Source organism: Streptomyces sp. CNT360, assembly GCF_000424785.1.
The window spans coordinates 89,089-110,225 of the sequence record NZ_AUKO01000018.1; the positions used below are offsets into that span (position 1 = coordinate 89,089).

Sequence of the window (21,137 nt, forward strand, 5' to 3'; positions counted from 1 at the left end):
CCCGAGGCCACCGCTGCCCACCAGGATAACGCCCCGCCCCGCGCGGTTCCTGCCGAGGGAGGGGCTGCCTCACCGCGGCGTCGTGGCCGTGCAGCCGAAGGGGAACCCCCCGGGGTGGGCCGCGGCCAGTTCGATGAGCCGGTTGTACTTGGCGATGCGCTCGCCTCGTGCGGGCGCGCCCGATTTGATCTGCCCGCATCCGGTCCCTGTCGCCAGGTCGGCGATGAAGGTGTCCGGTGTTTCTCCGGAGCGGTGGGAGACCATCTGGGCCCAGCCGGCGTCGCGGCAGACCTTCATGGCTTCCAGGGTCTCCGTGACGGTGCCGACCTGGTTGGGTTTGATCAGCGCGGAGTTCCCGATCCGCCGCTCGACGGCCTCTCCGATGAGCGCCGGGTCGGTGACGAAGATGTCGTCGCCCATGAGTTGCAGGCGGGAAGAGAGCCGCTCGGTGAGCCGCGCCCAGCCGGCCAGGTCGTCCTCGCCCAGCCCGTCCTCGATGCTCCAGACGGGGTACTGATCGCTCATCGTCCGGTAGCGGTCGATGAGCTGATCACAGGTGAGTTCCTCCCCTTCGAGGCGGTAGCGTCCGCCGTGGCCGAGCTCGCCGGCGGCCGGATCGAGGGCGATCGCGACGCCGTCCGGACCGGGTGTGCAGCCCGCGTCGGTGATGGCCGCGGTCAGCAGCGCGAGGACGTCTTCCGGGTGACTGATGTCGGGCGCGAAACCGCCTTCGTCGCCGAGTCCGGTGGGATGTCCGCTGTCCGCCAGGCGGGCTTCCAGACGCTGGTAGATCTCGGCACCGGCCCGTACGGCTTCGGGCAGCGACGGAGCGCCCAGCGGGGCCAGCATGAACTCCTGGAAGTCCAGTGCGCCGCGCGCGTGGGCACCGCCGTTGACGACGTTGAAGTGCGGGACCGGCAGCCGGGGTGTGGTGCCGGCACGCTCGGAGAAGTACTGCCACAGCTCTCTGCCGCTGATCGCCGCTTCCGCGCGGGCGGCGGCCATGGAGACCCCGACGAGAGCGTTGCCGCCCAGCCGGGACTTCGTCCGTGTCCCGTCCAGCTCGATGAGGACGGCGTCCACCTCGGCGGCGGAGTCGAAGCGGCGGTCGCACAGCGCCTGTGCGATCTCCTCGTTCACGTGCTGGGCGGCTGTGCGCACCCCCTGTCCCCGGAACCGGGCTGTCTCTGTGTCGCGCAACTCGACAGCCTCGCGGGTGCCCGTGGAGGCACCAGAGGGAACCGCGGCGCTCACCGAAGTGCCGTCGTGGAGAGTCAGGTGGACGCTGAGAGTGGGGCGGGCGCGTGAGTCGAGGATCTCGACGGCGTGCAGCGTGGAGAAACGCAGTGCCATGGACAACTCCTTGACGGACCGGGAGATCAGGCGGTGCGAGGGGGCACTTCCGGGCGTCCCCGATCTGCCGGCGCGAGGGTCTCGGGAGATACCTGCCTGCGCGGCGGGACCGACTCCGTGCCCTCCCGTGCCGGGCGGGGCCCCGCATCTGCGCGCAGCACAACCGCCGGACCGGGCATCGGGCATGGGGCGAGGCGGTGAAGTGCGGGCATGGCCACCGAGCGTCGTCCTTCCGCGGGCCCGACGCTCTTGCCCGCGTCCGAGGGATTCCGCAGCCGCACCGTCCCGGCTACGGTGTTCCTGCACTCCGGCGGAGGGGCTCGCCGAAACCGCGGTCGTCGCGTACCGCCAACGGTCCCTACCTGAAGCCTGCTTGCCAGCAGGGAAAACCCAGGTAGGAGACGTATGCCCCGCTTCTTTCGCGCATCTCGTGCTCCCGGAACAGGTAGAGCGTCTCTCCGAGCCGACCGCGTGCTCCTTCCCCTTTCCCTTGCTGACTGTTCTCCAGCACCGACTGTGCGCACGACGGGAGTTTCGTCATGTCCCTGTTGGCCATGCTCGTGGGCGGAGCGGCGGGTGCCGTTCTGCGCTACCAAGCCGAAAGAGCCCTCCGGCTGCGGCACGGGCTGCTCTCCCGCTGGGTGCCGGCCTTCGGGGTCGACCTCAGCGGGTGCTTCCTTCTCGGCCTTCTGACGGGAACTGCGGTCGCGCGTGACCTCTCGTCCGTGACCGTGCTCCTCGCTGGAGCGATCACCGCGTTCAGCGTGTGCGGCTACGAGACAGTGCGCCTCGCGCAGAGCGGTGCGCGCGCACAAGCCGGGCTCGCTGCTGTCGCAGGGTGGTTCGTCGGGACAGCGGCAGCAGCCGCAGGCGTCGTGGTCAGCATGCGCTGACGGTCCGCGGAGCCGCCGGCCGGGGCGTGCTGTCGGCTTCCTTCCTGCGCAAAGCCTTCGCAGCCTCGCGGTGGGGCTCAGGTCGGTGCGGGTCAGCGGTCTCAGGTCGGCTCCGTGGTGCGCGCGAAACGGCCGTGCAGCATGCCGGTGGCCTGACCGACCTCGATCAGGTAGCCGTCGGGATCACGCAGGTAACAGCGCAGTTCGGCCTCACGGTCGATGGGCGGGGTGAGGAAGACGGCTCCCCGGGCCGTCCACTCCGCGTACACGGAGTGGATGTCCGCCACACGCAGATTCATGAAGCTGGAGACCGTGTGCGGGTCGTCCGGAGGGCGCAGGCTCACGTCGGGCTTGTCGGGCGTGGGGCCACCGCCCGGGTTCATGATGATCCAACTGTTGGCGAGCTTGATGGTGCAGGGGTTCTCCTGGAGAACGACGTCTCCTCCCAGCACCTCGCTGTAGAACCGGCGTGAGCGGGCCACGTCACTCACGGTGAGGAAGAGAGTGAGGGCCATGCCTTCACTCGGTGCGGGAAATGCGTTGCTTCTGGTTTCGTCCGGCGACATCACTGACTCCTCCACGCTCGACAGCCATGTGCTCGACCAGGACCTCGGAGCCGAGTCCCGCCGGACGGCATCCGGGCACCGGAGTCTCGTCACCCCACAGGACGGGTCGTTCGCGCGATGGTCCGCGGTGACCAGCTCGGTCCGGGTGGTTCGAGCGTAAGCGGCCGCCTCGGTGTCGGCATCCGGAGCCCGGCTGCACCGTCGGCGGCCCTTGGCCGGGCGCCCCGGCTACTGCGAGGGGGCGGCGGCAGCCCAGGCGGCCTCGATCATCCGGAAGATCTCGTCCACCGCGGCCTCCGGCTCGGCCGCCTCACGGGCCAGCGCATAGGCATCGATGACGAATCTCGCGATCGTCCGGCTCGCCGTCGCGGTCTGCGCCGGTTCCGGATCGGCGGCGATGGCAGCCGCCAGCGTCTCCGCGTGGCGCAGCCTCATCGACTCCTCGTACTTCCGCAGGGCGGGTGACTCGTCGATCATGCGCCAGATCGGTGCGGCACTGTCCGCCGTGCAGTGCCGCACCAGGGCCTGGACCTCACGGCGCAGTGCGGGGATGAGCGGCTCATCAGGTGCCCGCCGGCTGACGGCCTGCGCGAGGCGCTGCTCGAAGTCGTCGTCCTGCTCGAAGACCAGGGCCTCCTTCGAGGCGAAGTGGGAGAAGAGCGTGGTGACGGCTACGTCGGCCTCGGCGGCCACGTCACGGATGCCCACCGCGTCGTACCCGCGGTCAAGGAAGAGCCGCAGAGCGGTGTCGGCGATCTTTCGGCGGGTCGCGGCCTTCTTGCGCTCACGGCGTCCGGTCGGCACGGTCATGCGTCGACACTATCAAGGCCAAGAATGGAACGGATTCGAAAAGCTAACAGTTAGTGTTATGGTCGGCCGCATGAAGAAAGTGAGCTACGCCGAGTTCGGCGGTCCGGAAGTGCTGCACCTCATCGACGCCGCGGAGCCCCATGCGGGCCCCGGACGGATACGTATCGCCGTGCGGGCGGCGGGTGTGAACCCCGTCGACTGGAGAGTCCGGGAAGGCCAGATCCTGGGGGCTCATCCGACCGTGCTGCCCGCCGGAGTCGGGCTCGACGCCTCCGGCGTGGTGGACGAGGTCGGTGAGGGCGTCGAAGGGATCGAGGTCGGTGACCACGTGTTCGGGGAAGGAACCAGCACCTACGCCGAGTTCGCCGTGCTGTCGGCCTGGGCGCGCATGCCCGAGGGGCTGAGCTTCGAAGAAGCAGCCGGGTACCCCTCCGTGGTGGAGACCGCGCTGCGCATCATCCGGGAGGTCGGTGTGCAGCCGGGACAGACTCTGCTGGTCAGCGGCGCATCCGGGGGAGTCGGTTCCGCGGTGCTCCAGATCGCCCGCGAGCGGGGCATCACCGTCATCGGCACGGCCGGGGCCGGGAACCAGGACTATCTGCGTAGCCTCGGTGCCGTCGCCACGACGTACGGCGCGGGCTGGGTCGAGCGGGTGCGACAGCTCGGCCCTGTCGACGCCGCTCTCGACCTGGCCGGCTCGGGCGTGATCCGCGAACTCGTCGAGCTGACGGGGGATCCGCGGAAGGTGATCTCCATCGCCGATCTCGCCGCGCCGGAGCTCGGCGTCCGCTTCTCCGGCGTGGCCGGAAGCGTGCCGGAGGCACTCGCCGAGGCCGCCGGTCTCATCTCACGGGGGAAGCTGCACATCCCGGTTGAGAAGTCGTACCCGCTCGCCGACGCCGCGGCGGCGCACATCGACAGCCAGGCCGGCCACGCGCGCGGGCGCCGCGTGATGGTCGTCTGAGTCGATTCCGGCCCGGCCCGGGTTTCGAGGTGGGGGCCCTCGGCGGCAGGAGGGCACCTCACCGCGAGGCCGGTCTCCTGGGCCGGCTCAGTCGTTACCCTCCGCGTCGTACCGCGCGAGCATGGGGCGGAGGGGCTGATCGCCGCTGTCGGGCAGAAAGAAGCGCACCGCGCCGGCCGCCAGCACCGTGCGGGTGCCGGGGACCAGACACACGGCAGCGCACTCCATCGGCTGTCCGGAGTCGTACTTCTCCCGGGTCGGCGAGGGGTGTCCGGGCGGGCCGGGGAGCCTGTCAGGATCGTCCAGACGCTTGACCTTCCCGTGCTTCGTGAGCCGGTTCTGCGAGTCCAGCAGCAGACTGCCGGTCCCGTCAGGAACCGTGGTGGCGGTGTCGATGCCACGGCTCATCCGGGGCACACGGTGCTTGGCCCAGCTGCTGCCGTCGCCCGTCAGCACGATGGTCTGAGTATCGGGTTCCTCGTCGACCTCGCCGTGGTTGAAGTCGGTGCGGCCGAGGGCCCACAGGCGCTTGTGCTCGGCGTCGTGGACGACTGTGTCGAGGGAAGCGCTCGCCTCCGGAGGTACGGGGTCGGGAAAGCGGTAGGCCGGTGTGTCCAGTCGCTGCCAGCCGCCGTCCGCCCAACGAGCGCTGGCCGGCTGGGGGTAGCACTCGCCGGACCCGCAGTCGGTGTCCACCAGTCCCACGACCCAGGCCCGGGGCGCGTCGTGCGGTCCCTCAGGACGGGCGGAGGTGAGCGCCGCCGCACGGAAGGGGAGTTCGGGCACGTGCCAGGCATGCCCGTCCCAGTGGAGCGTCTTACCGCCGACGCAGAGCCACAGCCGGGAGCCGGCCGCGGCGAGCCAGGACCCGGAGAGCTCGTCGCCCCCGGTGGCCTGCCCTTTCACCGCCGGCGGGGTGGGCAGGGTCCGCCACTTCCTGCCGTCCCAGTGGTGTGCGGAGGGGCCGGCTCCGTCTGTCGAGCCACTCGCGAGCCAGAGATCGTCCGGACCGCCCGCAGCGAGTGCGTAAGGCCCGCTCTTCGCGGTGAAACCATCGGGCAGCGGCCGATGATGCCACCGCTCACCGTCCCAGTGGTCCAGGAACAGGAGGGTGAATTTCGTGCTGTCCTTCCGCTTGCCGCGGATACCCAGCGCCCACACGTCGTCGCGGGAGGTGGCAGCGAGCGCCTCGTACGAACCGTTCCAGGAATCAGCAAGGTGCGTGTAGCGCCAGGCGTCCGCCGGTGAGCGCGCGGAGGCGGCCGCGTCGGCAGGCGGGCCGTTGCCGAGGCGGGCGAGGTCGGTGGTGGAAGGGGTGGGTGACGGCTTTCCCTTTCCACCGCCCTTCGACCTGTCAGGGCTGTTCGTCGCACAACCGGGGAGCGCTGTGGCTCCGGCGAGGGCGACCACGCTCAACAGCTGACGCCTGGAGGGGAGGCCTGCATCCATGCACACCGACTGTAATACGACCGGGTGCGCGCTCCGCGTGGTGTCCGTGCGATGGCGCCCGGGGCGGGGGTGGCAGGGGAGTGGGAAGAGCGGGTGGCGGGCCGACTGGTGGGCCCGGAGGTGCGGTCGCCGATGTGCTCGCGGCGTCGGCAACGGCGCCTGCGCAGAAATCGTTTGGCGGACCACGGTGACCGCTGCTAGCTTCCCGGAGGCCGTGCGAGAGAACGAGGAGGTGGTACCCGTGAACGCAGTATCGACATGGGTGCTCCCCTTCGGGGTCACGGTCGGGCGATAGGTCGTCCGGGAGCGCCGTCCAAGAGCTCTCCCGAAAGGCACGACCATGCAGTTCACTTCCGCACGACGCTTCGACGACGGCGTCCTCGCACGCGAATTCACCCTCGGCGAGATCCCCGGCACTCTGTGGACGCCCGGCTCCGCTCCGGCTCCGCTGATCCTGATGGCCCACAACAACGGCCTCCCCAAGGCGGAACCCCGACTCGTGGCCCGAGCCCGGCACACCGCGGCGAGCGGATACGCGGTGGCCACCATCGACGCCGCCGGATGCGGTGACCGGCCCCGTTCCGCCGCTGACGAGCAGGCCCGTGCCGACCTCCGCCGGGCTGTGCGGTCGGGTGGGCCGACCGACGAGATCTTCGAGTCCCTCATCGGCCCACTGGTCGAGAAAGCGGTCCCGGAATGGCAGACCGCCTTGGAAGCCCTTCTTGTGCTGCCCGGGATCGGCGGCCCCGTCGGGTACTCGGGCTGGACCGCCGTCGGCATTCGGCTGGCGCTGGTCGAGCCGCGCATTGCGGCTGCCGGTTTCTTCGCCGGGGGTCATGTGCCCCGCGCCCAGCGCCGGGAGGCCCGGCAGGTCACCATTCCGCTGCTGTTCCTGCTGCAGTGGGACGACGAAGGAAACCCCCGGCAACGGGCCCTGGAGCTGTTCGACACCTTCGGCAGCCGGGAGAAGACGCTGCACGCCAACCTGGGCGGGCACACCGGCACCCCGTGGTTCGAGGTGGAGGACGGGGACCGGTTCTTCGGCCGACACCTGAAGTGAGGCCGGGCCGTCAGGCCGGTAGGAGAAGGTGCGTGATGACGACCAGGATGCCGCTTGTCGAGGACAGGCCCGCTCCTGCTGGAGAAGCTGTCTTTCCCGTCGATCGCGGGCCTCGCAGTCCCGTGGTCGACGTGTGGGCACCGGGATGGTGCGCGTCCACGGGCACTGCGCTACGGCCAGCGCTTCTTGCTCACGGTGCGGCACCTGGTCGTCTCCGCCCCGTGGAGGAGGTGCATGCCTTGAGAGTTGATCACGCCATGACCCGCACGTCTCACGTGGGGATCCGGAGTCCCGAACACAACGACCGCACCGAGCGGCACGTGCTCGCGCTGTTCGGTCGGGCGGAAGTGCCGGCGGACGGGGACACGGGGGATGGATCCCGGTGTGCAATACCACGTACAAGATGTCGGCACAGCACGGTTCTGGTCCGGCAGCAGACGTGTGGCCGGGAGACCGGACCCGCGCTCACGCTGCGGCCGCCAGTGGCGCCAGGCGGTCCCACAGCTCGTCCGACACGCCGTAACGCGGCGTACCCGCACCCCGGAGCACACCTTCAACTCCGGCCCAGGACACCGCGACCAGGACCCATCCACCTCATTGCGTCAGCCGCTGCAAGAGCGGGTCACTTTCTCCAGAACAGGTGATGCGAGACGCCGCTCGGGCTGGGCACGACCTCCAGATGGAATCGGTCGAGCAGGTCATCGGGGGACTCCCACAGTTTCAGTCCCGACACGAGCTGCACCGGCGAGACGGCCACATGCAGGGTGTCGACGAGGTCGGCGTCGAGGAACTGCCGGATGGTGGTGACCCCGCCGCCGAGTCGCACGTCCTTGCCCTGTGCCGCCTTGCGCGCCTGGTCGAGAACCGTGGCCGGGTCCCCGTCGACGAAGTGGAAGGTGGTGTCGGACAGCGTGAACGACGGACGCTGGTGGTGTGTCATGACGAACACCGGAGTGTGGAAAGGGGGTTCGTCCCCCCACCAGCCGCGCCACTCGTGGTCGCGCCAAGGGCCGCGCTGGGGTCCGAACTTGTTACGCCCCATGATCTCGGCGCCGATGTTGCGCGAGAAGTCCCGAGTGAAGTAGTCGTCCAGACCCCGGCTCCCACCAGAATCCGTGCGCATGGGCCAGCTCGCTGTGGCACCGGCCCATGCGAAGAGCTGCGTGGGATCGACATGGCCGAACGGCCTCTCGAAGGTCTGGTCCTCGCCGGCCCCGATGCCGTCGCTGGAGACGGTGAAATTCTGGACTCTGAGTAGTTGAGCCACGTGTTCCTCCTGTGCTGTCGTACAACATGAATGAGACTCTCCGGCTCGGGAAAACTCATCGCTCCCTCGGCCACCGGTCGGCAGGTTTGCTGACCCGATGACTTCCGCCCGCCTCCGGCTGCCCTCCGCGGCCGCTTCTGGGAGATGATGGCCCGGTGACAGAGGACACTGCCTCGACGCCGGCGCACGTCGTTCTCGGCATCGACGACCTGCGCCCCCTTCCCAGGGCCACACGGATCGCCCGCACCAGCCGGGAAGGTGTCGACCTTCTTGAGGAACACCGCGGCCGCTACGTCGACGAACTCTGGCTCGACCACGACCTCGGCGGGGACGACAGCATCCTGCCCGTGGTGACTCTCCTGGAGGAAGCCGCCTTCGAGGGACGGCCCTTCCTCATCGGAACGGTCTACGTGCACAGCGCCAACCCCATCGGTTCGCAGACCGTCGTCCGTGCCCTCACACGGTGGGGCTACCACGTCCGCCGGGCAGTGGCCCAGGAGAGCTGACATCCGCTCCCTCCGGGCGGGCTGGTAGCTGTCGATGAGCGAGAGGACGAGAACCCCATGGACGTGTACGAGGCCGTGGACAGCCGCCGGGCCGTGCGGGCGTTCAGCGATGAGCCGGTACCCGGTGAAGTACTCGAACGAGTGCTGACGGCAGCGGCCCGGGCCCCGTCGAGTGGGAACCTTCAGCCGTGGCATGTGTACGTGGTGAGCGGCGAGCCCTTGGCCGAATTGAAGAAGCGTGCGACGGCCAGGGCGCTGGCGGGAGACCCGGGCGACGAGCGGGAGTATCCGATGTATCCGGCCGCACTGACCTCACCGTACCTGGAACGCTTTTCCGCGGCTGCCGCCCAGCGGTACGAAACGTTGGGAATCGAGCGCGACGACCCCGACAGGCCCAGAAGGATTGCCGCCTTGAACTCGGAGGCGTTCGGGGCGCCGGTCGTGCTGTTCTGCTACCTCGACCGGACGATGGGGCCCGGAGAGTGGGCGGACGTGGGCATGTACGTGCAGACGGTCATGCTGTTGTCGAGAGCGGAAGGGTTGCACACCTGCCCGCAGGTGATGTGGACGATGTACCGCAAGACCGTCAGCCGGACAGTCGGAGCCGACGACGGGCTGGTGCTGTTGTGCGGTGTGTCGATCGGGTTCGAGAAGGAAGGCGTGTCCCGGCTGCGCACCGGGCGGGCGGACATGACGGAAACCGTGAGCTTCATCGGAAGGTGACCGTCATGTCCGCCGGTCGCCTAGCGGTCCCGCTTGAACCAGGTCTTCGCCGACGACTGCGCCAGCAGAACGATCAGCGCGATGTCGGCGGCCAAGGGCAGGAGACCGCCACCTCCGGCCAGGCGGGTCAACGCACCGAAGGTGAAGAGAACTTGCATCGCGGCGAGCACGATGCAGGTGATGCGCAGCCCGTTCCGCCCCGCGGAGAAGCCGAAGGCGAGCATCCCGAGCACAAGGTTCAGCAGGTTCGCGCCCATGACGGCTCCGGCGAGTCGGGAGTCGCCGAGTACGCCGGCCAGTACGGAGGCGGCAACGGAGAGCACCGCGACGACGAAGGCCACGATCCTGGCTGCCCGCACACTCGTAGGCATCGGCGTCGGCCCGTATCCGGGCGGACGGTGCCCGGAGCCGCTCTGACTGGGGGCGGGCGGGGGCGAAGCGGGATTCATGGGTATCTCCGTGAGTGACTGGGACGTGCTTACGCGACGGTCTGCGGTATGTCGCGTACGCGATCCGCACGAGCAGGCGGCGTGGGCGCTGGGAAGGCGGTCCCCTCACCTGCGTCGTCCCGCGACTCCTTCTCGGATCCGCATGCCGCCGATGTGCCGGTCAGTAGCCCGGCAACCACCCTCGCGGCCACTGTTTCACACGCCGTACGCTTCACGAGCCCCCCTGGTTGCCATGCAACTGCCTGCGAAGCGTATGCCACCGCCTACGGGCAGGTGTGGGGCGGTCGGACTACGGGGTGCGGCGACGTCTCCGTGTCGACATCCGGAGCGCGGTCTAACGGTTGAAGAGGACGGCGAAGTCCTCGGGGAGCTGTGTGACGACGTGTCGCACCTGTCCTGCGGACACCGCCTGCGGTAGAGCGGAAAGGACCGCCGTGGTGTGTGTCCGCCCGGCTTCCGCACTCGACGAGGTCCGCTCTGCGACACGTCGGTAGAACTCCTCGACGCCGAACGCCTCGCCGCTGGCCTCCGCATCGACTCCGCTGCCTCGCAACGGCCGGTCCAGCGGTGTGGGCATCTGGTCGGCCAGATCCTGGGCTTCGTCGGCGGTGATGCGTGAGGCCAGCACACCCAGGACCGCTTCCGTGACCTTCCGGGCCTCGTCCTGATCGGTGTAGCCGCCCTGGTCCCGGACCAGTGCCAGGAACTCGTCGTCGCGCATGGAAACCTCTCAGTCGCTCTGCGTCTGTTGCTGGAGGTCCCGGTTTCCCGTCAGCACTGGTCTTATTCATCAGTGCTTCATTCGCACGTGCGAGCACCGCAGGCAGCACACCGTCGGCTGATCGGACACATGTATCCAGGCGCTCTGCGGCGCGGGTTCCCCGCCTCCTGTCTCATGCTCCCGGGCGGTGGGTCGGAGCCCCCGGTTCACAGCTCCTCCTCAAGACGGATCGCCTCACGCAAGGAGTCCCGCGCCTGGTGCGACGCGCCTTCCTGCGACTCCAGCAGTGCCGCCGCAATCGCGTCCAGCTTGCGCTGGAGAGCGGCTTCCGCGCGCCGCTCCGAGTTCTTCAACAGGGCCAGCATGAGGAGGTTGACGGAGGTCAGCACGTCGCCCGCGAAGATCAGCCAGGGCACCGGGAGATGCACCAGATGGACGATGAGCATGCCGGTGATCAGGACCAGGCACAGCAAGAAGAACAAGGGGGAGCTGGTCAGGTTCGAGGCGGTCTCCGCGAGGCGTGCGAAGCGGTCGCGGTGCTCCCCGCCACGATCCGAGGGGTGCTGAAGAGTCATGCGTCCCTGTGTTCCCCGAACGCTGCCGGTCTGATCAACAGGTGGAGGGGACTCGCTGGACGGGGCTGCACTCCGCTCCGGGGCGGCGGGTCTCACACGGGCAGCATAGGCCGCGGTGGCACAGGGGTGGAGACGACGAGGGAACTGGTTGTCTGCCCATGGACGAGGAAGCGGTCAAGGACAGCTTCGAGGCCGGCGACCTCCGCCACGTGAACCTTCAGAAGGAAGCAGTCCTCACCGGAGATGCGATGGCACTCGCTGACCTCCGGCGTTCGCTCGGCCAGCTCGGCGATGCGGCTCATCTGTCCGGGCCCCGGTCGCAGCCGTACCCACGCAGTCACGGGGAGCCCGAGCGCCGCGGGATCGACATCGAGGCGGTAGCCGCGGATCACGCCCGTCTCCTCCATCCGGCGAATGCGCTCTCGCACGGTGGGAGCGGAGACACCCACGTCGCGAGCCAGTTCCGAGGCGCTGCGGCGTGGATCCTCGGCGAGCCGGCGGAGCAGGGCGCGCCCGAGCTCGTCCAGCACCGAAGCGGCGTTTTCGCTCTTGGAAGCAGGTGCGCGCATTCTCTTTCCTCCTGGAAAACGATTCGGGATGCAAGCCGTCGACTGTTCATGTGATTGTCGCTCGTGGCTTCTTAGGGTGGCATCCATGTCGGCTGATGAAGCTACGCCACCTGCCCGCTTGCCACGCTCCCGCCTTCCCGCGCACGCCTACTTCGTGGGCAGTGCCGTCTTCCACTACCTCGGCCCGGCGTTCGCCGTGATGCTGTTCACCCGGGTCCAGCCGCTCGGGGTGGCGTGGCTGCGCATCGTCTCGGCGGCTGCTGTCTTCGCGCTGTGGCGGAGACCATGGCGCGGGTGGCGTGACGCGGACGCGGCCACCCGGCGTCTGCTGGTCTGGTGGGGAGCAGTGCTGGCGGTGATGAACAGCTGCTTCTACCTCGCCATCGACCGGCTTCCGCTGGGTACCGTCGCCGCGATCGAATTCCTGCCCGTCGTCGTCCTGGCCGCCTACGCCGTCCGCGAGTGGCGCAATCTGGTGGCTCTGATCGCGGCCGCCGGCGGCGTCTACCTCGTCACCGACGTGCACCTGGTGGCCGAACCGGTGGGCCTGGCCTTCGCCGGGGCCAACGCCGTGCTCTTCGCGGTCTACGTCGTCCTGGCCCACCGCGCCGCGCAGCACCCCGCGGTGAGCGGCATCGACGGGCTGGCCCTGGCCATGCTGGTCGCGTCGGCGTGCGCGCTGCCCTTCGGGGTGCGGCAGGCGTCGGTGGCCTTCACGGATCCACGGCTGGCGGCCGCCGCGGTCGGGGTGGGAGTGTGTTCGTCCGTGATCCCGTACGCGTGCGACCAGATGGCGATGGCCCGCCTGCGGCGCGGCACCTACGCGCTGCTGGTCTCCCTGCTCCCCGCCACTGCCGTCGTTGTCGGAGTCGTCGTGCTGGCCCAATTCCCGTCGCTGCCGGAAACCGTCGGCGTGGTTCTTGTCGTCGCGGGCGTGGCGCTGCATCGTGACGCCTCCTCCGCGGGCGACACGAACTGAACTCGCCGACCACCCGCTCTCCCTCCAGCTTCACGGCGGCGGAAACTGCGCAGGCTCCCCGCCGGTCAGTGGTTGCACCGGGCGGGGAGCCTCGTCGTCGGAGCCTGCCTGCGGCTGCGACAACCCATCGTTCACCGCAACGTTCGGCCTACCGGAAAGGCAGCGGCTCGTGCGGAGAGGGCGATGAGGGCGGGGTCATGCCGACTGGCCGCTGCCCTTGGCCAGTTCGTCGGTCATGTCGGCGGTCTCACCGGACGGCGGTGCCTCGACGTCGACCTTGGTGCCGAAGTCGGAGAGGTCGACAACGGTCTTGACCTTCGTCGACTTGGCGGATTCTTCGCCCTTGGCGGGTTTGACGGTCACCTCTACCTGCTGGCGCCGGGTTCGTCCCTCGTCGTCGATCCACAGCTCGACCGGCACGTCGTCGCCGAGCTGCTGACGAAGCTTCTTCTCCTGCGCGGCATCGCCCTTGGCGAGCTTCGACAGGTCGAGTCGCACCCGGTAGTGGGTGGTCCTGGTGCCGTTCACGTCCGCGGTGCCGAGCTTCTTGACGTCCTTGTCGGAAAGGGACTCGGAGTAGGCGAGGGAGTCCGCCGGATTCTGCACGCCCGCCTGGCCGTCGCCGCTGTTGGCCTGCAACTTCTTCAGATCGATCTTCGACCATGTCTTGCCGTCAGGAAGCTGGGCGGCAGCCTTCTTGGGAAGTTTCTGGTACAGGGTCTTGCCGACGACACGCTGCTGGAGACGTTCCCCTCCGACTCCCATCTCCAAGCGGCTGGCGCCGTTCTGCAAGTTCATGACACCGTCACCGCTGAGGGTCTTGCTCTGGCTTCCCGAGGCCGTGACCGTAAGGTCGATCTTGGCGGTCTTCGCCTCCGCGGTTCTCTTGTGCGTGGTCTGCACGGCCTTGGCAGTGCTCTGCTGGGTGGCGGCGGACCCGTCCTCCTTCTGGTCCTCCTTGCCACCTCCGTCGCCCCCGCAGCCGGTCACCAGGAGAACTCCGGTCACCAGGCCTGCTCCGCCGGCGACCATGCGCTGAGTAACGGCATTCGCGAACCCCATACGTCTCCACTCCCCATGGATGTCAGATGGTCGACTCCGTCACGACTTCCCCCGTCCGGGGCGGGCATGCCGCATTCCCTGGCGGGCGGCAGCGGGACGAGGCCGTACCGGGAGGGGGATCGGGCTGTCGACCGTGCGGCGCCAACCACTGCCGGGGTCGCAGGGGGTGGGGGCGACAGCCGTCAGACCTCGCTGTCCAAGCGGGGGAGAAGCGTGCGAACCCACCGGGGATCGGGATTGGTGTACGGCCGGCCCGCCACGACGAGAGTAGGGACGGTCTCGTTGCCACCGTTGGCTGCCTTCACCTCTGCTGCACCGGCCGAGTCACGCCAGATGTTCACCCAGTGGAGCGTGCGAGCGCTGCGGCCCAACCGGATGCGCAGCCGTAGGCAGTACGTGCAACCAGGCCGCCAGTAGACGACTGGCCGTCCGTCCACCGTGCTGCGGCGCCGTGCCTCGGCCGCACCGATGGACCTGGGGAAGAACAGAGGCGAGTTCATGCCTGCGAACAGCACGTACGCCAGCAGAAGCGCTGTGGCTGCGCCGGGCTCTCCCCTCGACATCAGCCACGTGGCAACGGCAAGACCGCACAGCACCAACAGCGCGGGCACAGACCAGGCACGCCTCATGTCGGCCAAGATTACCGCTGCCCCACCATGGCCTCCGAGCCGGCCGTCCGCTGCAAGGCCGCACCGGCCGGCCCTGCATGCCCCGCATCCGGCTGTGCGTCGAGATACCGATGTCCGACGTCGGCCGGTGCGCTGAGGAGGTGCCCCTCGGGGACCTGCCATTCCCTGGCCCGTCGACTTCGTGGCTGACAAGGAGCAGACCCTGAACGAGGCCGCCGTCGTCCGAAGAGGGGAGCCGAGCGAGCTGTCGAACCTGGTCGGCGCACCACTTCACGGCTGGCTCCTGGATGTCGGCGCCGCGGGGCGGGCGTGGTGGGTCCAGGCGACGTGCGGGTGCGGTGCAGGAGTCACCTGGAGACCACGAGGCGGGGCGGCTCACACAGTGGCCCGCTCCAGGGCCTCCAGGGAGCGGCCCGCGGTCTCTCGTATGAAGACGGCGGTGAAGGCGAAGGCCAGGACGCAGATGCCGGTGAAGAGGGCGAAGGCTGCCCCGGCCCCGGCGGTGAGCAGGACGGGGAAGACCAGGGAGACGGCGAAGTTGGCTGCCCAGTTGGTGCCGGAGCCGACGCTGACGCCGATGCTGCGCACCCGGAGCGGAAAGAGCTCGGGGAGCATGACCCACAGCAGCGGAGCCCAACTGAGCGAGTAGGCCACCTTGAAGACCGCGAGGGCGGCGACGGCGGCTGCCTTGCCCGCATTCAGATCCAGCAGGTGGAGGGAGAAGACGACGCACAGGGTGCTCATGCTGGCGACCATCAGGACGAGGCCGGTGAGCAGGAGGGGTTTGCGCCCCACCCGGTCGACCAGGCGGCCGGTGACGAACGTGGTGCAGATCGACAGGGCGCCGAGTCCGACGCTGTTGAGCAGCGCGGCGGAGTCGCCGAAGCCGGCGGCTTTGAGGATCGTCGGAGCGTAGAAGACGATGGTGTTGGAGCCGATGACCTGCTGGATGACGGCCATGGCGACGGCGATGCCGAGGCCGCGGCGCACACGGCGGTCGGCGAACAGTTCGCGTACGCGCCCCCGGCGTTCGCGTCCTGCCTGTGCGGCCGCGCGGATGTCGCGCAGTTCCGCCTCGGTTTCTTCCGGGCCGCGAAGCCTGAGCAGGACGGCGCGGGCCTCGTCGTCACGGCCGTGCGCGACGAGCCAGCGCGGGGTCTCCGGCTGAGGCCACATGCCCGCGTACAGCACGGCTGCGGGCACCACGGCCAGGCCGAGCATCCACCGCCACGCACCCGCGTCGGAGAGGGCATAAGAGGTCAGGTAGGAGACGAAGATGCCGACCGCGATCATCATCTGGTTGAGCGTGGAGACCCGGCCACGGATGCGTGTGGGCGCCAACTCGGAGAGATAGCTGGGAATCACCGCGGACGCTGTGCCGACACCGACACCGGTCGCGGCGCGGAAGGCGATGAGCATCCAGGGTGTGGTGGACAGGGCCATCCCCAGCGCGCCGCCGCCGAACACCACGGCGGTCACCAGCATCACCGGGCGGCGCCCCCAGCGGTCGGTGGCGGGGCCCGCGCCGAAGCAGCCGACGACGGCCCCGATCATCAGCGAACTGACGAACGCTCCCTGCATCCAGGGGCTCAGGTGGAGGTCGCGGGTGAGGAACAGTTGCGCGCCGGCGACGATGCCCATGTCGTAACCGGAGAGCAGGCCGCCGAACGCGCCGCACAGGTACAGCAGGAAGGTGCGGCGCGAACGTGTGCTCAGGCCCGTGGCGCTGTGCTCCGTGGCCGGCGTGACGGCAGGCATGACGAGCTCCCTTGCTTGACGGCTGCGCCTCATTAGTGTCAACAGCCCGTCGGAAATCAAGGGGGTGGCGCACACTCCTTGGATTAATGTTCTGAGTGTTGACGAAAATGCGAGGGGTGGGGACGATGACCCCCATGGCAGTGGACGAGAACCTCACCGTGCTGCGCCAACTGCGCTACGGTCACGTCAACCGCGTGCTCGACGTGCTCCGTCGGCAAGGACCCAGCAGCCGGGCCGATGTGTCCGCGGCCACCGGGCTCTCCCGTACCACGCTGTCCGGCATCATCGGACAACTCCTGGCGGATCAGGTCGTGTCGGAGCGCCCCGCTCCGTCGGATACAGGTCCCGCGGGCCGCGGACGTCCTGTGCAGCAGCTCGCCCTCAACCCACACTCGGCGCAGGCCGTGGGGATCGAACTGGGCCGTGAGCGGATCAAGGTCGCGATCGCCGACGCGGCCCATGAGGTCACCGCGTTCGAGGGGATCCACTGTGCTCGGCGGACAAGCGCGCGGGAGCAGGCGGCGGCCTCCCTGGAGCTGCTGTACGACCTTGCCGACCGGAAGGGGATCGAGCTCGCCGGACTCGGCGGCGTCGGCATCGGAACGCCCGGTCCCGGTGAGACCGCCGGCGGGAGAGGCGGCGGCGCCTCGACCGACCCGGGACACGGAGTGCCGCGGCGCCGTCAGGTGGTTGCGGACACGGTTGCCGAGGCTCTCGACGTGCCCGTTCTCGCCGACAACAACGTCCGTCTCGCCGCGCTCGGGGAAGCGATCTGGGGTGCCGCGCGCGGCGCCGGTGACGCTTTGCACGTGACGCTGTCCCACGGCGTCGGTGGCGGCCTCGTGGTGGGTGGCCGGCTCTTCCGGGGCGCGCAGGGCGCGGCAGGCGAGATCGGCCACATCAGCGTCGACCCGGAAGAGTCCCGCTGCTGGTGCGGCGGGCGCGGCTGCGTGGAGCAGATCGCTGCCGTCCCCGCGCTGCTGCGTGCAGCGGGACGGCGAAGCTGGGACCGCTTCGCAGCAGCCGTGACCGCTGGTGCGGACACGGAGTGCGCTGCCCTGGAACGTGCCGCGCACGCGGTCGGCCGCGCGCTCGCCGCCGCCTGCAGTACCGCGAATCCGCAGCGTGTCGTGCTGGGAGGTGAGGTCGCCGCACTGGGCGGCGTCTTCCTCGGCCCCGTCGAGTCGGTCTTCCGCCGGTACGCACCCACGCGTGTCCACCGCGGCGTGCGGCTGGTGCCGGCCGCGCTGGCCGACCGGGCCGGAGCCCTCGGCGCGCTGGCTCTCGTCTTCCACGAGTCCCCGCTGCTGGCCGGATACCCGACACCCGACGCGGCCGCCCCCGGCGCGTCCCCCGAACCGGCCCCCGCCACGGCGGCGTCCTGACGGCCTTCTTGCCCGACCGCACACGTACGACCCCGAAAGGCACCGCCGTGCGCCACAACATGCTTTTCCTCATGACAGACCAGCACCGGGTCGACACCCTGGGGGCGTACGGCAACCCGCACGTGCGCACCCCCAACCTGGACCGTCTCGCCGCCGAGGGCACCCGGTTCGACAGCGCTTACACCCCCACCGCCATCTGCACCCCGGCGCGTGCCAGCCTGCTGACCGGTGCGGCTCCCTTCCGGCACAAGCTCCTCGCCAACCGCGAGCGCAATGTCGGGTACAGCGAAGACCTCGCCGAGGGCCAGTTCACCTTTTCCGAGCAGCTCCGCCGCGAGGGCTACAACGTGGGCCTGCTCGGCAAGTGGCACGGTGGTGTGCGGCGGACCGCCGCCGACTACGGGTTCGAGGGCCCTGACCTGGCCGGCTGGCACAACCCCGTCGATCACCCCGACTACCTGGCCTACCTGGAGGAGAACGGCCTTCCCGACTACCGCATCAGCGACCGGATGCGCGGCACGACCCCCAACGGCAGCCCGGGCAACCTTCTCGCGGCCCGCCTGCACCAGCCGGTCGAGGCCACCTTCGAGTACTACCTGGCGACGCGCACCATCGAGATGCTCCAGCGGTTCGCCGGGGCCGAGCGCGCAGGCGAGGGCCGACCGTTCTTCCTCGCCGCCCACTTCTTCGGCCCGCACCTGCCGTACATCCTCCCCGACGCGTACTTCGACATGTACGACCCGGATCTGGTGCGGATGCCCGCCTCCGTGGGGGAGACCTTCGCGGGCAAGCCGCCGGTGCAGAGCAACTACAGCAAGTTGTGGGCGTTCGACACGATGCCGATCGAGGACAGCCGGAAGCTGATCGCGGCGTACTGGGGATATGTCACGCTGATCGACGAACAGATCGGGCGCATCCTGGACGCCTGCCGCGAGCTGGGACTGGAACAGCGCACCGCGGTCTGCTTCACCGCCGACCACGGAGAGTTCACCGGAGCCCACCGGCTGCACGACAAGGGTCCGGCGATGTACGAGGACATCTACCGCATCCCCGCGCTGCTGCGGGTTCCCGGCGGTGTCCCCGGCCAGGTGCGCGACGAGTTCGTCTCCCTCACCGACTGCACCGCGACCATCCTGGAACTCGCCGGCAGCAGCCCGGCGCCCGCCGTGGACAGCCGGAGCCTGGTGCCGCTGGCCTGTGGCGAGCGTCCCCCGTGGGACGACCATCACGTGGCCGAATACCACGGTCACCACTTCCCCTACCCGCAGCGCATGCTGCGCACCCGGCGCTACAAGCTGGTGGTCAACCCGGAGTCCTGCAACGAGCTCTACGACCTCGAAACCGACCCTGACGAGCTGCTCAACCGCTACGACCACCCGGAGCTACGAGGAGTGCGCACGGACCTGATGCACCGCCTGTACCACCTTCTGCGGGACCGTGGTGACAACTTCTTCCACTGGATGACGCCCATGTACGACGTACCGACCGACTACGACGCCACCCTGTCGGCGTTCGAGTCCCAGGACGCCGACGCCCCGACCGGCGTGGGTCCGGCGCGTGGATGACGGCACGCCTGTCCGCACGTGGGGGCCGAAGGAGCAGGAGCGCTGCGTCAGTCCTCGGTGCCTGCTGCGGGCGGTGAAGGCGGGGGAGTACGGCCCGCGATCCCGATGAACTGGACGTCGAGTTCGTCGGCGACCTGATCCAGGGCGCCGGTGGGAGCGTGGACGGTGGCCGTGTCGAGGCGCACCGTCTCCTGGCTGTCGCTGGTGCGGACGGGAGCCCCATGGCGTGTGCTGTACTCCCAGGACCGCGCGATGGAGCGCAGCAGGGCGGTGACGTCCTGGGCAGGGACGCGCAGGCGCCCGTCCGGACCGACGTCGACACGTGGTGCCGACAGCGGCATGTCGTTGTCGTCCGTGGTCAACCTCGGACCTCCATGTCTCCCGTCGCGCGCCGGGCCGGGATGCCCGAACGGCTCCCACCTCGTAGCTGCACTGCAGCCCGCGGCGTCACCCCGGTCCGGGCCGCAGCCCGCCCCGAGTGGAAGTCGACGTCGACCTGGTGTCCGTCTCCCGACCCGGTGACGGCGAAGGCCGACTCGACCGGGCTGCGGGCCGCGGAGTGCGTCAGGAACCCGGTCTCTCCGCGGGAGCCCAGGTAGCCGGAGCAGGCGGTGTCCGCCCTCGGGCAGGGGGGCGCACTGCCGAGCACCCGGAGCAGAAGGGGAGCGTCCACCATGTCCGGATCGTAGATCATCCCCTCCGACGCCCCTGTCGGCTCCGCTTCCCGGCCGGCACCGTCCTCCCACCGCGTACCGAGACCGGTGTCCGCCGTGCAGGGCGTCAGCTCCGCAGCACTTCGTGCGGGAGGGCGTGCGCGACGCGCCCGCCGGGTGTCCGCACGGTGCGCGCCGCCAAAAGCGCGTCGACCACCGCCTCCTCCACGCTGTCCAGAACCGCCGTGAACACCAGATCCAGGTCCGCCGGCGCCAGCACCACCGGCGCCTCGGCGACCCGGGTGGAGAACGCCACCCCGTAATCGCCGCTGCCGTGGCTGAACGCGGCGCCCACCCGTCCCAACGCCAGCACCCCGCGTGCCGCGATGCGCTCCATCTGGCGGCCTGTGCACGGCACGTCCACCGCCACGACCACCACGCAGGAGCCTCGCGGGGAGGAGTGCCCGGCCCGCTCCAGCCCCAGCTCCTCGGGCAGCACGGTCCGCCCCGCCACTCGCAGATCACCGTCCATGTTGGCCTGCACCAGGACCCCCACGGTCGCCGGTCCGCTGCTCAGCGGCACTGCCCGGGACGCGGTGCCGATGCCTGCCTTGAAGCCCAGCGCGCACGCTCCGGTGCCGCCCCCGACGTTGCCCATCGCCACCGGGCCCTCGTCGGCTCCCTCCAGTGCCGCCCGCACGTGTGCCCCGGTCACCGGCCGGCGCTCCGCCGAGAGCCAGGAGTCGTTGATCTCGCCCACGACCGGGTTCAGTGACGTCACCGGCGCAGCGGCCCGGTCCAGTACCCACCCGACCAGCGCGTCCGCTGCGCGGAACGCCGAGAGCGTGGAGGTGAGCAGCACCGGGGTCTCCAGCTCGGCCAGCTCCATCATCTGTGTCGCACCGATGAACTTCCCATAGCCGTTGACCATGTGGAAGCCGGCCGGGACCGCCCGCGCGTCCTCCAGTGCCACCGGTACCAGCGCCGTCACCCCCGAGTACACGCCCCGGTCTCCGTCCTCCAGCGTGGTATGGCCGACCAGCAGCCCGGGCACATCCGTGACCGCGTTGAACGGCCCCGGCGTCATCCGCCCGACCGGCCACCCTGCCTCCCGCAGCCGACGTACCGGTCCCTGTGTCCGCCGCACCATCCGCCCGCCCTTCGTCCGCCGTGCGGGCCGTCCGCACGGCGGCTGCACTCT

The 21,137-nt window shown here is 69.7% G+C and carries 23 protein-coding genes; 8 read left to right on the forward strand and 15 right to left on the reverse strand.

The window, feature by feature from the left end:
• Positions 1 to 69: 69 nt before the first annotated feature.
• Positions 70 to 1,353 (reverse strand): phosphopyruvate hydratase, encoded by a 1,284-nt coding sequence (eno, locus tag H297_RS0116405; protein ID WP_027737946.1) that lies wholly within the window; start codon positions 1,351 to 1,353, stop codon positions 70 to 72.
• 539 nt (positions 1,354 to 1,892) lie between these two features.
• Here eno and H297_RS0116410 point away from each other — a divergent pair.
• Complete coding sequence (locus H297_RS0116410) at positions 1,893 to 2,246, forward strand: CrcB family protein (RefSeq protein WP_027737947.1); 354 nt, start codon at positions 1,893 to 1,895, stop codon at positions 2,244 to 2,246.
• A 101-nt stretch (positions 2,247 to 2,347) separates the two neighbouring features.
• On the opposite strand, the gene H297_RS0116415 is transcribed toward H297_RS0116410, so the two are convergent.
• Together H297_RS0116415 and H297_RS0116420 are read right to left on the reverse strand one after the other, a co-directional pair.
• A complete protein-coding gene (locus tag H297_RS0116415; RefSeq protein WP_486589538.1) occupies positions 2,348 to 2,761 on the reverse strand; it encodes a VOC family protein in 414 nt (137 codons plus the stop codon).
• A gap of 279 nt (positions 2,762 to 3,040) precedes the next feature.
• Positions 3,041 to 3,622, reverse strand: a complete 582-nt coding sequence (locus H297_RS0116420) for a TetR/AcrR family transcriptional regulator (RefSeq protein WP_027737949.1) — start codon at positions 3,620 to 3,622, stop codon at positions 3,041 to 3,043.
• 70 nt (positions 3,623 to 3,692) lie between these two features.
• Between H297_RS0116420 and H297_RS0116425 the strand changes: the two genes are divergently transcribed.
• Entirely contained in the window at positions 3,693 to 4,586 is an 894-nt protein-coding gene (locus H297_RS0116425; RefSeq protein WP_027737950.1) for an NADP-dependent oxidoreductase, read from the forward strand.
• Positions 4,587 to 4,673: 87 nt separating this feature from the next.
• Here H297_RS0116425 and H297_RS0116430 read toward each other — a convergent pair whose 3' ends face one another.
• Positions 4,674 to 6,035 (reverse strand): hypothetical protein, encoded by a 1,362-nt coding sequence (locus H297_RS0116430; RefSeq protein ID WP_158693697.1) that lies wholly within the window; start codon positions 6,033 to 6,035, stop codon positions 4,674 to 4,676.
• Between the two features lie 340 nt (positions 6,036 to 6,375).
• On the opposite strand from H297_RS0116430, the gene H297_RS0116435 reads away from it, so the two are divergent.
• Entirely contained in the window at positions 6,376 to 7,095 is a 720-nt protein-coding gene (locus H297_RS0116435) for a hypothetical protein (protein WP_027737952.1), read from the forward strand.
• Between the two features lie 622 nt (positions 7,096 to 7,717).
• Here the strand turns inward: H297_RS0116435 and H297_RS0116440 are convergent.
• Positions 7,718 to 8,362 (reverse strand): dihydrofolate reductase family protein, encoded by a 645-nt coding sequence (locus H297_RS0116440; protein ID WP_027737953.1) that lies wholly within the window; start codon positions 8,360 to 8,362, stop codon positions 7,718 to 7,720.
• 155 nt (positions 8,363 to 8,517) lie between these two features.
• On the opposite strand from H297_RS0116440, the gene H297_RS0116445 reads away from it, so the two are divergent.
• Positions 8,518 to 8,868, forward strand: coding sequence for a cyclic-phosphate processing receiver domain-containing protein (locus tag H297_RS0116445; RefSeq protein ID WP_078514173.1), 351 nt, complete (start codon positions 8,518 to 8,520; stop codon positions 8,866 to 8,868).
• A gap of 57 nt (positions 8,869 to 8,925) precedes the next feature.
• On the forward strand, positions 8,926 to 9,591 hold the full coding sequence (locus H297_RS0116450; RefSeq protein WP_027737955.1) for a nitroreductase family protein: 666 nt from the start codon (positions 8,926 to 8,928) through the stop codon (positions 9,589 to 9,591).
• 20 nt (positions 9,592 to 9,611) lie between these two features.
• On the opposite strand, the gene H297_RS0116455 is transcribed toward H297_RS0116450, so the two are convergent.
• The 4 genes from H297_RS0116455 to H297_RS0116470 form a co-directional block, all read right to left on the reverse strand.
• Positions 9,612 to 10,040, reverse strand: coding sequence for a hypothetical protein (locus tag H297_RS0116455; RefSeq protein WP_158693698.1), 429 nt, complete (start codon positions 10,038 to 10,040; stop codon positions 9,612 to 9,614).
• A 334-nt stretch (positions 10,041 to 10,374) separates the two neighbouring features.
• A complete protein-coding gene (locus H297_RS0116460; RefSeq protein WP_027737957.1) occupies positions 10,375 to 10,761 on the reverse strand; it encodes a DUF2267 domain-containing protein in 387 nt (128 codons plus the stop codon).
• A gap of 206 nt (positions 10,762 to 10,967) precedes the next feature.
• Complete coding sequence (locus tag H297_RS0116465; protein ID WP_027737958.1) at positions 10,968 to 11,336, reverse strand: hypothetical protein; 369 nt, start codon at positions 11,334 to 11,336, stop codon at positions 10,968 to 10,970.
• A gap of 92 nt (positions 11,337 to 11,428) precedes the next feature.
• Positions 11,429 to 11,905 (reverse strand): Lrp/AsnC family transcriptional regulator, encoded by a 477-nt coding sequence (locus H297_RS0116470; RefSeq protein WP_051351898.1) that lies wholly within the window; start codon positions 11,903 to 11,905, stop codon positions 11,429 to 11,431.
• A gap of 118 nt (positions 11,906 to 12,023) precedes the next feature.
• Here H297_RS0116470 and H297_RS0116475 point away from each other — a divergent pair, with 118 nt between their 5' ends.
• Positions 12,024 to 12,884, forward strand: a complete 861-nt coding sequence (locus H297_RS0116475) for an EamA family transporter (protein WP_486589539.1) — start codon at positions 12,024 to 12,026, stop codon at positions 12,882 to 12,884.
• Between the two features lie 195 nt (positions 12,885 to 13,079).
• On the opposite strand, the gene H297_RS0116480 is transcribed toward H297_RS0116475, so the two are convergent.
• From H297_RS0116480 to H297_RS36720, 3 genes are all read right to left on the reverse strand, one after another.
• Entirely contained in the window at positions 13,080 to 13,946 is an 867-nt protein-coding gene (locus H297_RS0116480; RefSeq protein WP_051351899.1) for an SCO4651 family lipoprotein, read from the reverse strand.
• Positions 13,947 to 14,128: 182 nt separating this feature from the next.
• On the reverse strand, positions 14,129 to 14,575 hold the full coding sequence (locus H297_RS0116485) for a glutaredoxin domain-containing protein (protein WP_027737962.1): 447 nt from the start codon (positions 14,573 to 14,575) through the stop codon (positions 14,129 to 14,131).
• Positions 14,576 to 14,950: 375 nt separating this feature from the next.
• The gene (locus H297_RS36720) at positions 14,951 to 16,333 is read right to left on the reverse strand and encodes a sugar porter family MFS transporter (RefSeq protein ID WP_051351900.1); all 1,383 of its coding nucleotides are present in this window, start codon (positions 16,331 to 16,333) and stop codon (positions 14,951 to 14,953) included.
• Positions 16,334 to 16,467: 134 nt separating this feature from the next.
• Here H297_RS36720 and H297_RS36725 point away from each other — a divergent pair, with 134 nt between their 5' ends.
• Both H297_RS36725 and H297_RS0116500 read left to right on the forward strand, forming a co-directional pair.
• Positions 16,468 to 17,718: an ROK family protein gene (locus H297_RS36725; RefSeq protein WP_051351901.1), complete on the forward strand. Its 1,251-nt coding sequence runs from the start codon at positions 16,468 to 16,470 to the stop codon at positions 17,716 to 17,718.
• A 59-nt stretch (positions 17,719 to 17,777) separates the two neighbouring features.
• Positions 17,778 to 19,283, forward strand: coding sequence for a sulfatase family protein (locus H297_RS0116500; RefSeq protein WP_027737963.1), 1,506 nt, complete (start codon positions 17,778 to 17,780; stop codon positions 19,281 to 19,283).
• Positions 19,284 to 19,330: 47 nt separating this feature from the next.
• On the opposite strand, the gene H297_RS0116505 is transcribed toward H297_RS0116500, so the two are convergent.
• The 3 genes from H297_RS0116505 to H297_RS0116515 form a co-directional block, all read right to left on the reverse strand.
• Positions 19,331 to 19,645 carry a hypothetical protein gene (locus H297_RS0116505; protein ID WP_027737964.1) on the reverse strand — a complete coding sequence of 105 codons (315 nt, stop codon included), beginning with the start codon at positions 19,643 to 19,645 and terminating at the stop codon, positions 19,331 to 19,333.
• Positions 19,642 to 19,959, reverse strand: coding sequence for an MBL fold metallo-hydrolase (locus H297_RS0116510; RefSeq protein WP_158693699.1), 318 nt, complete (start codon positions 19,957 to 19,959; stop codon positions 19,642 to 19,644). The genes H297_RS0116505 and H297_RS0116510 overlap by 4 nt, the downstream gene beginning before the upstream one ends.
• Positions 19,960 to 20,063: 104 nt before the next feature.
• A complete protein-coding gene (locus tag H297_RS0116515; protein WP_027737966.1) occupies positions 20,064 to 21,086 on the reverse strand; it encodes a P1 family peptidase in 1,023 nt (340 codons plus the stop codon).
• Positions 21,087 to 21,137 lie beyond the last annotated feature (51 nt).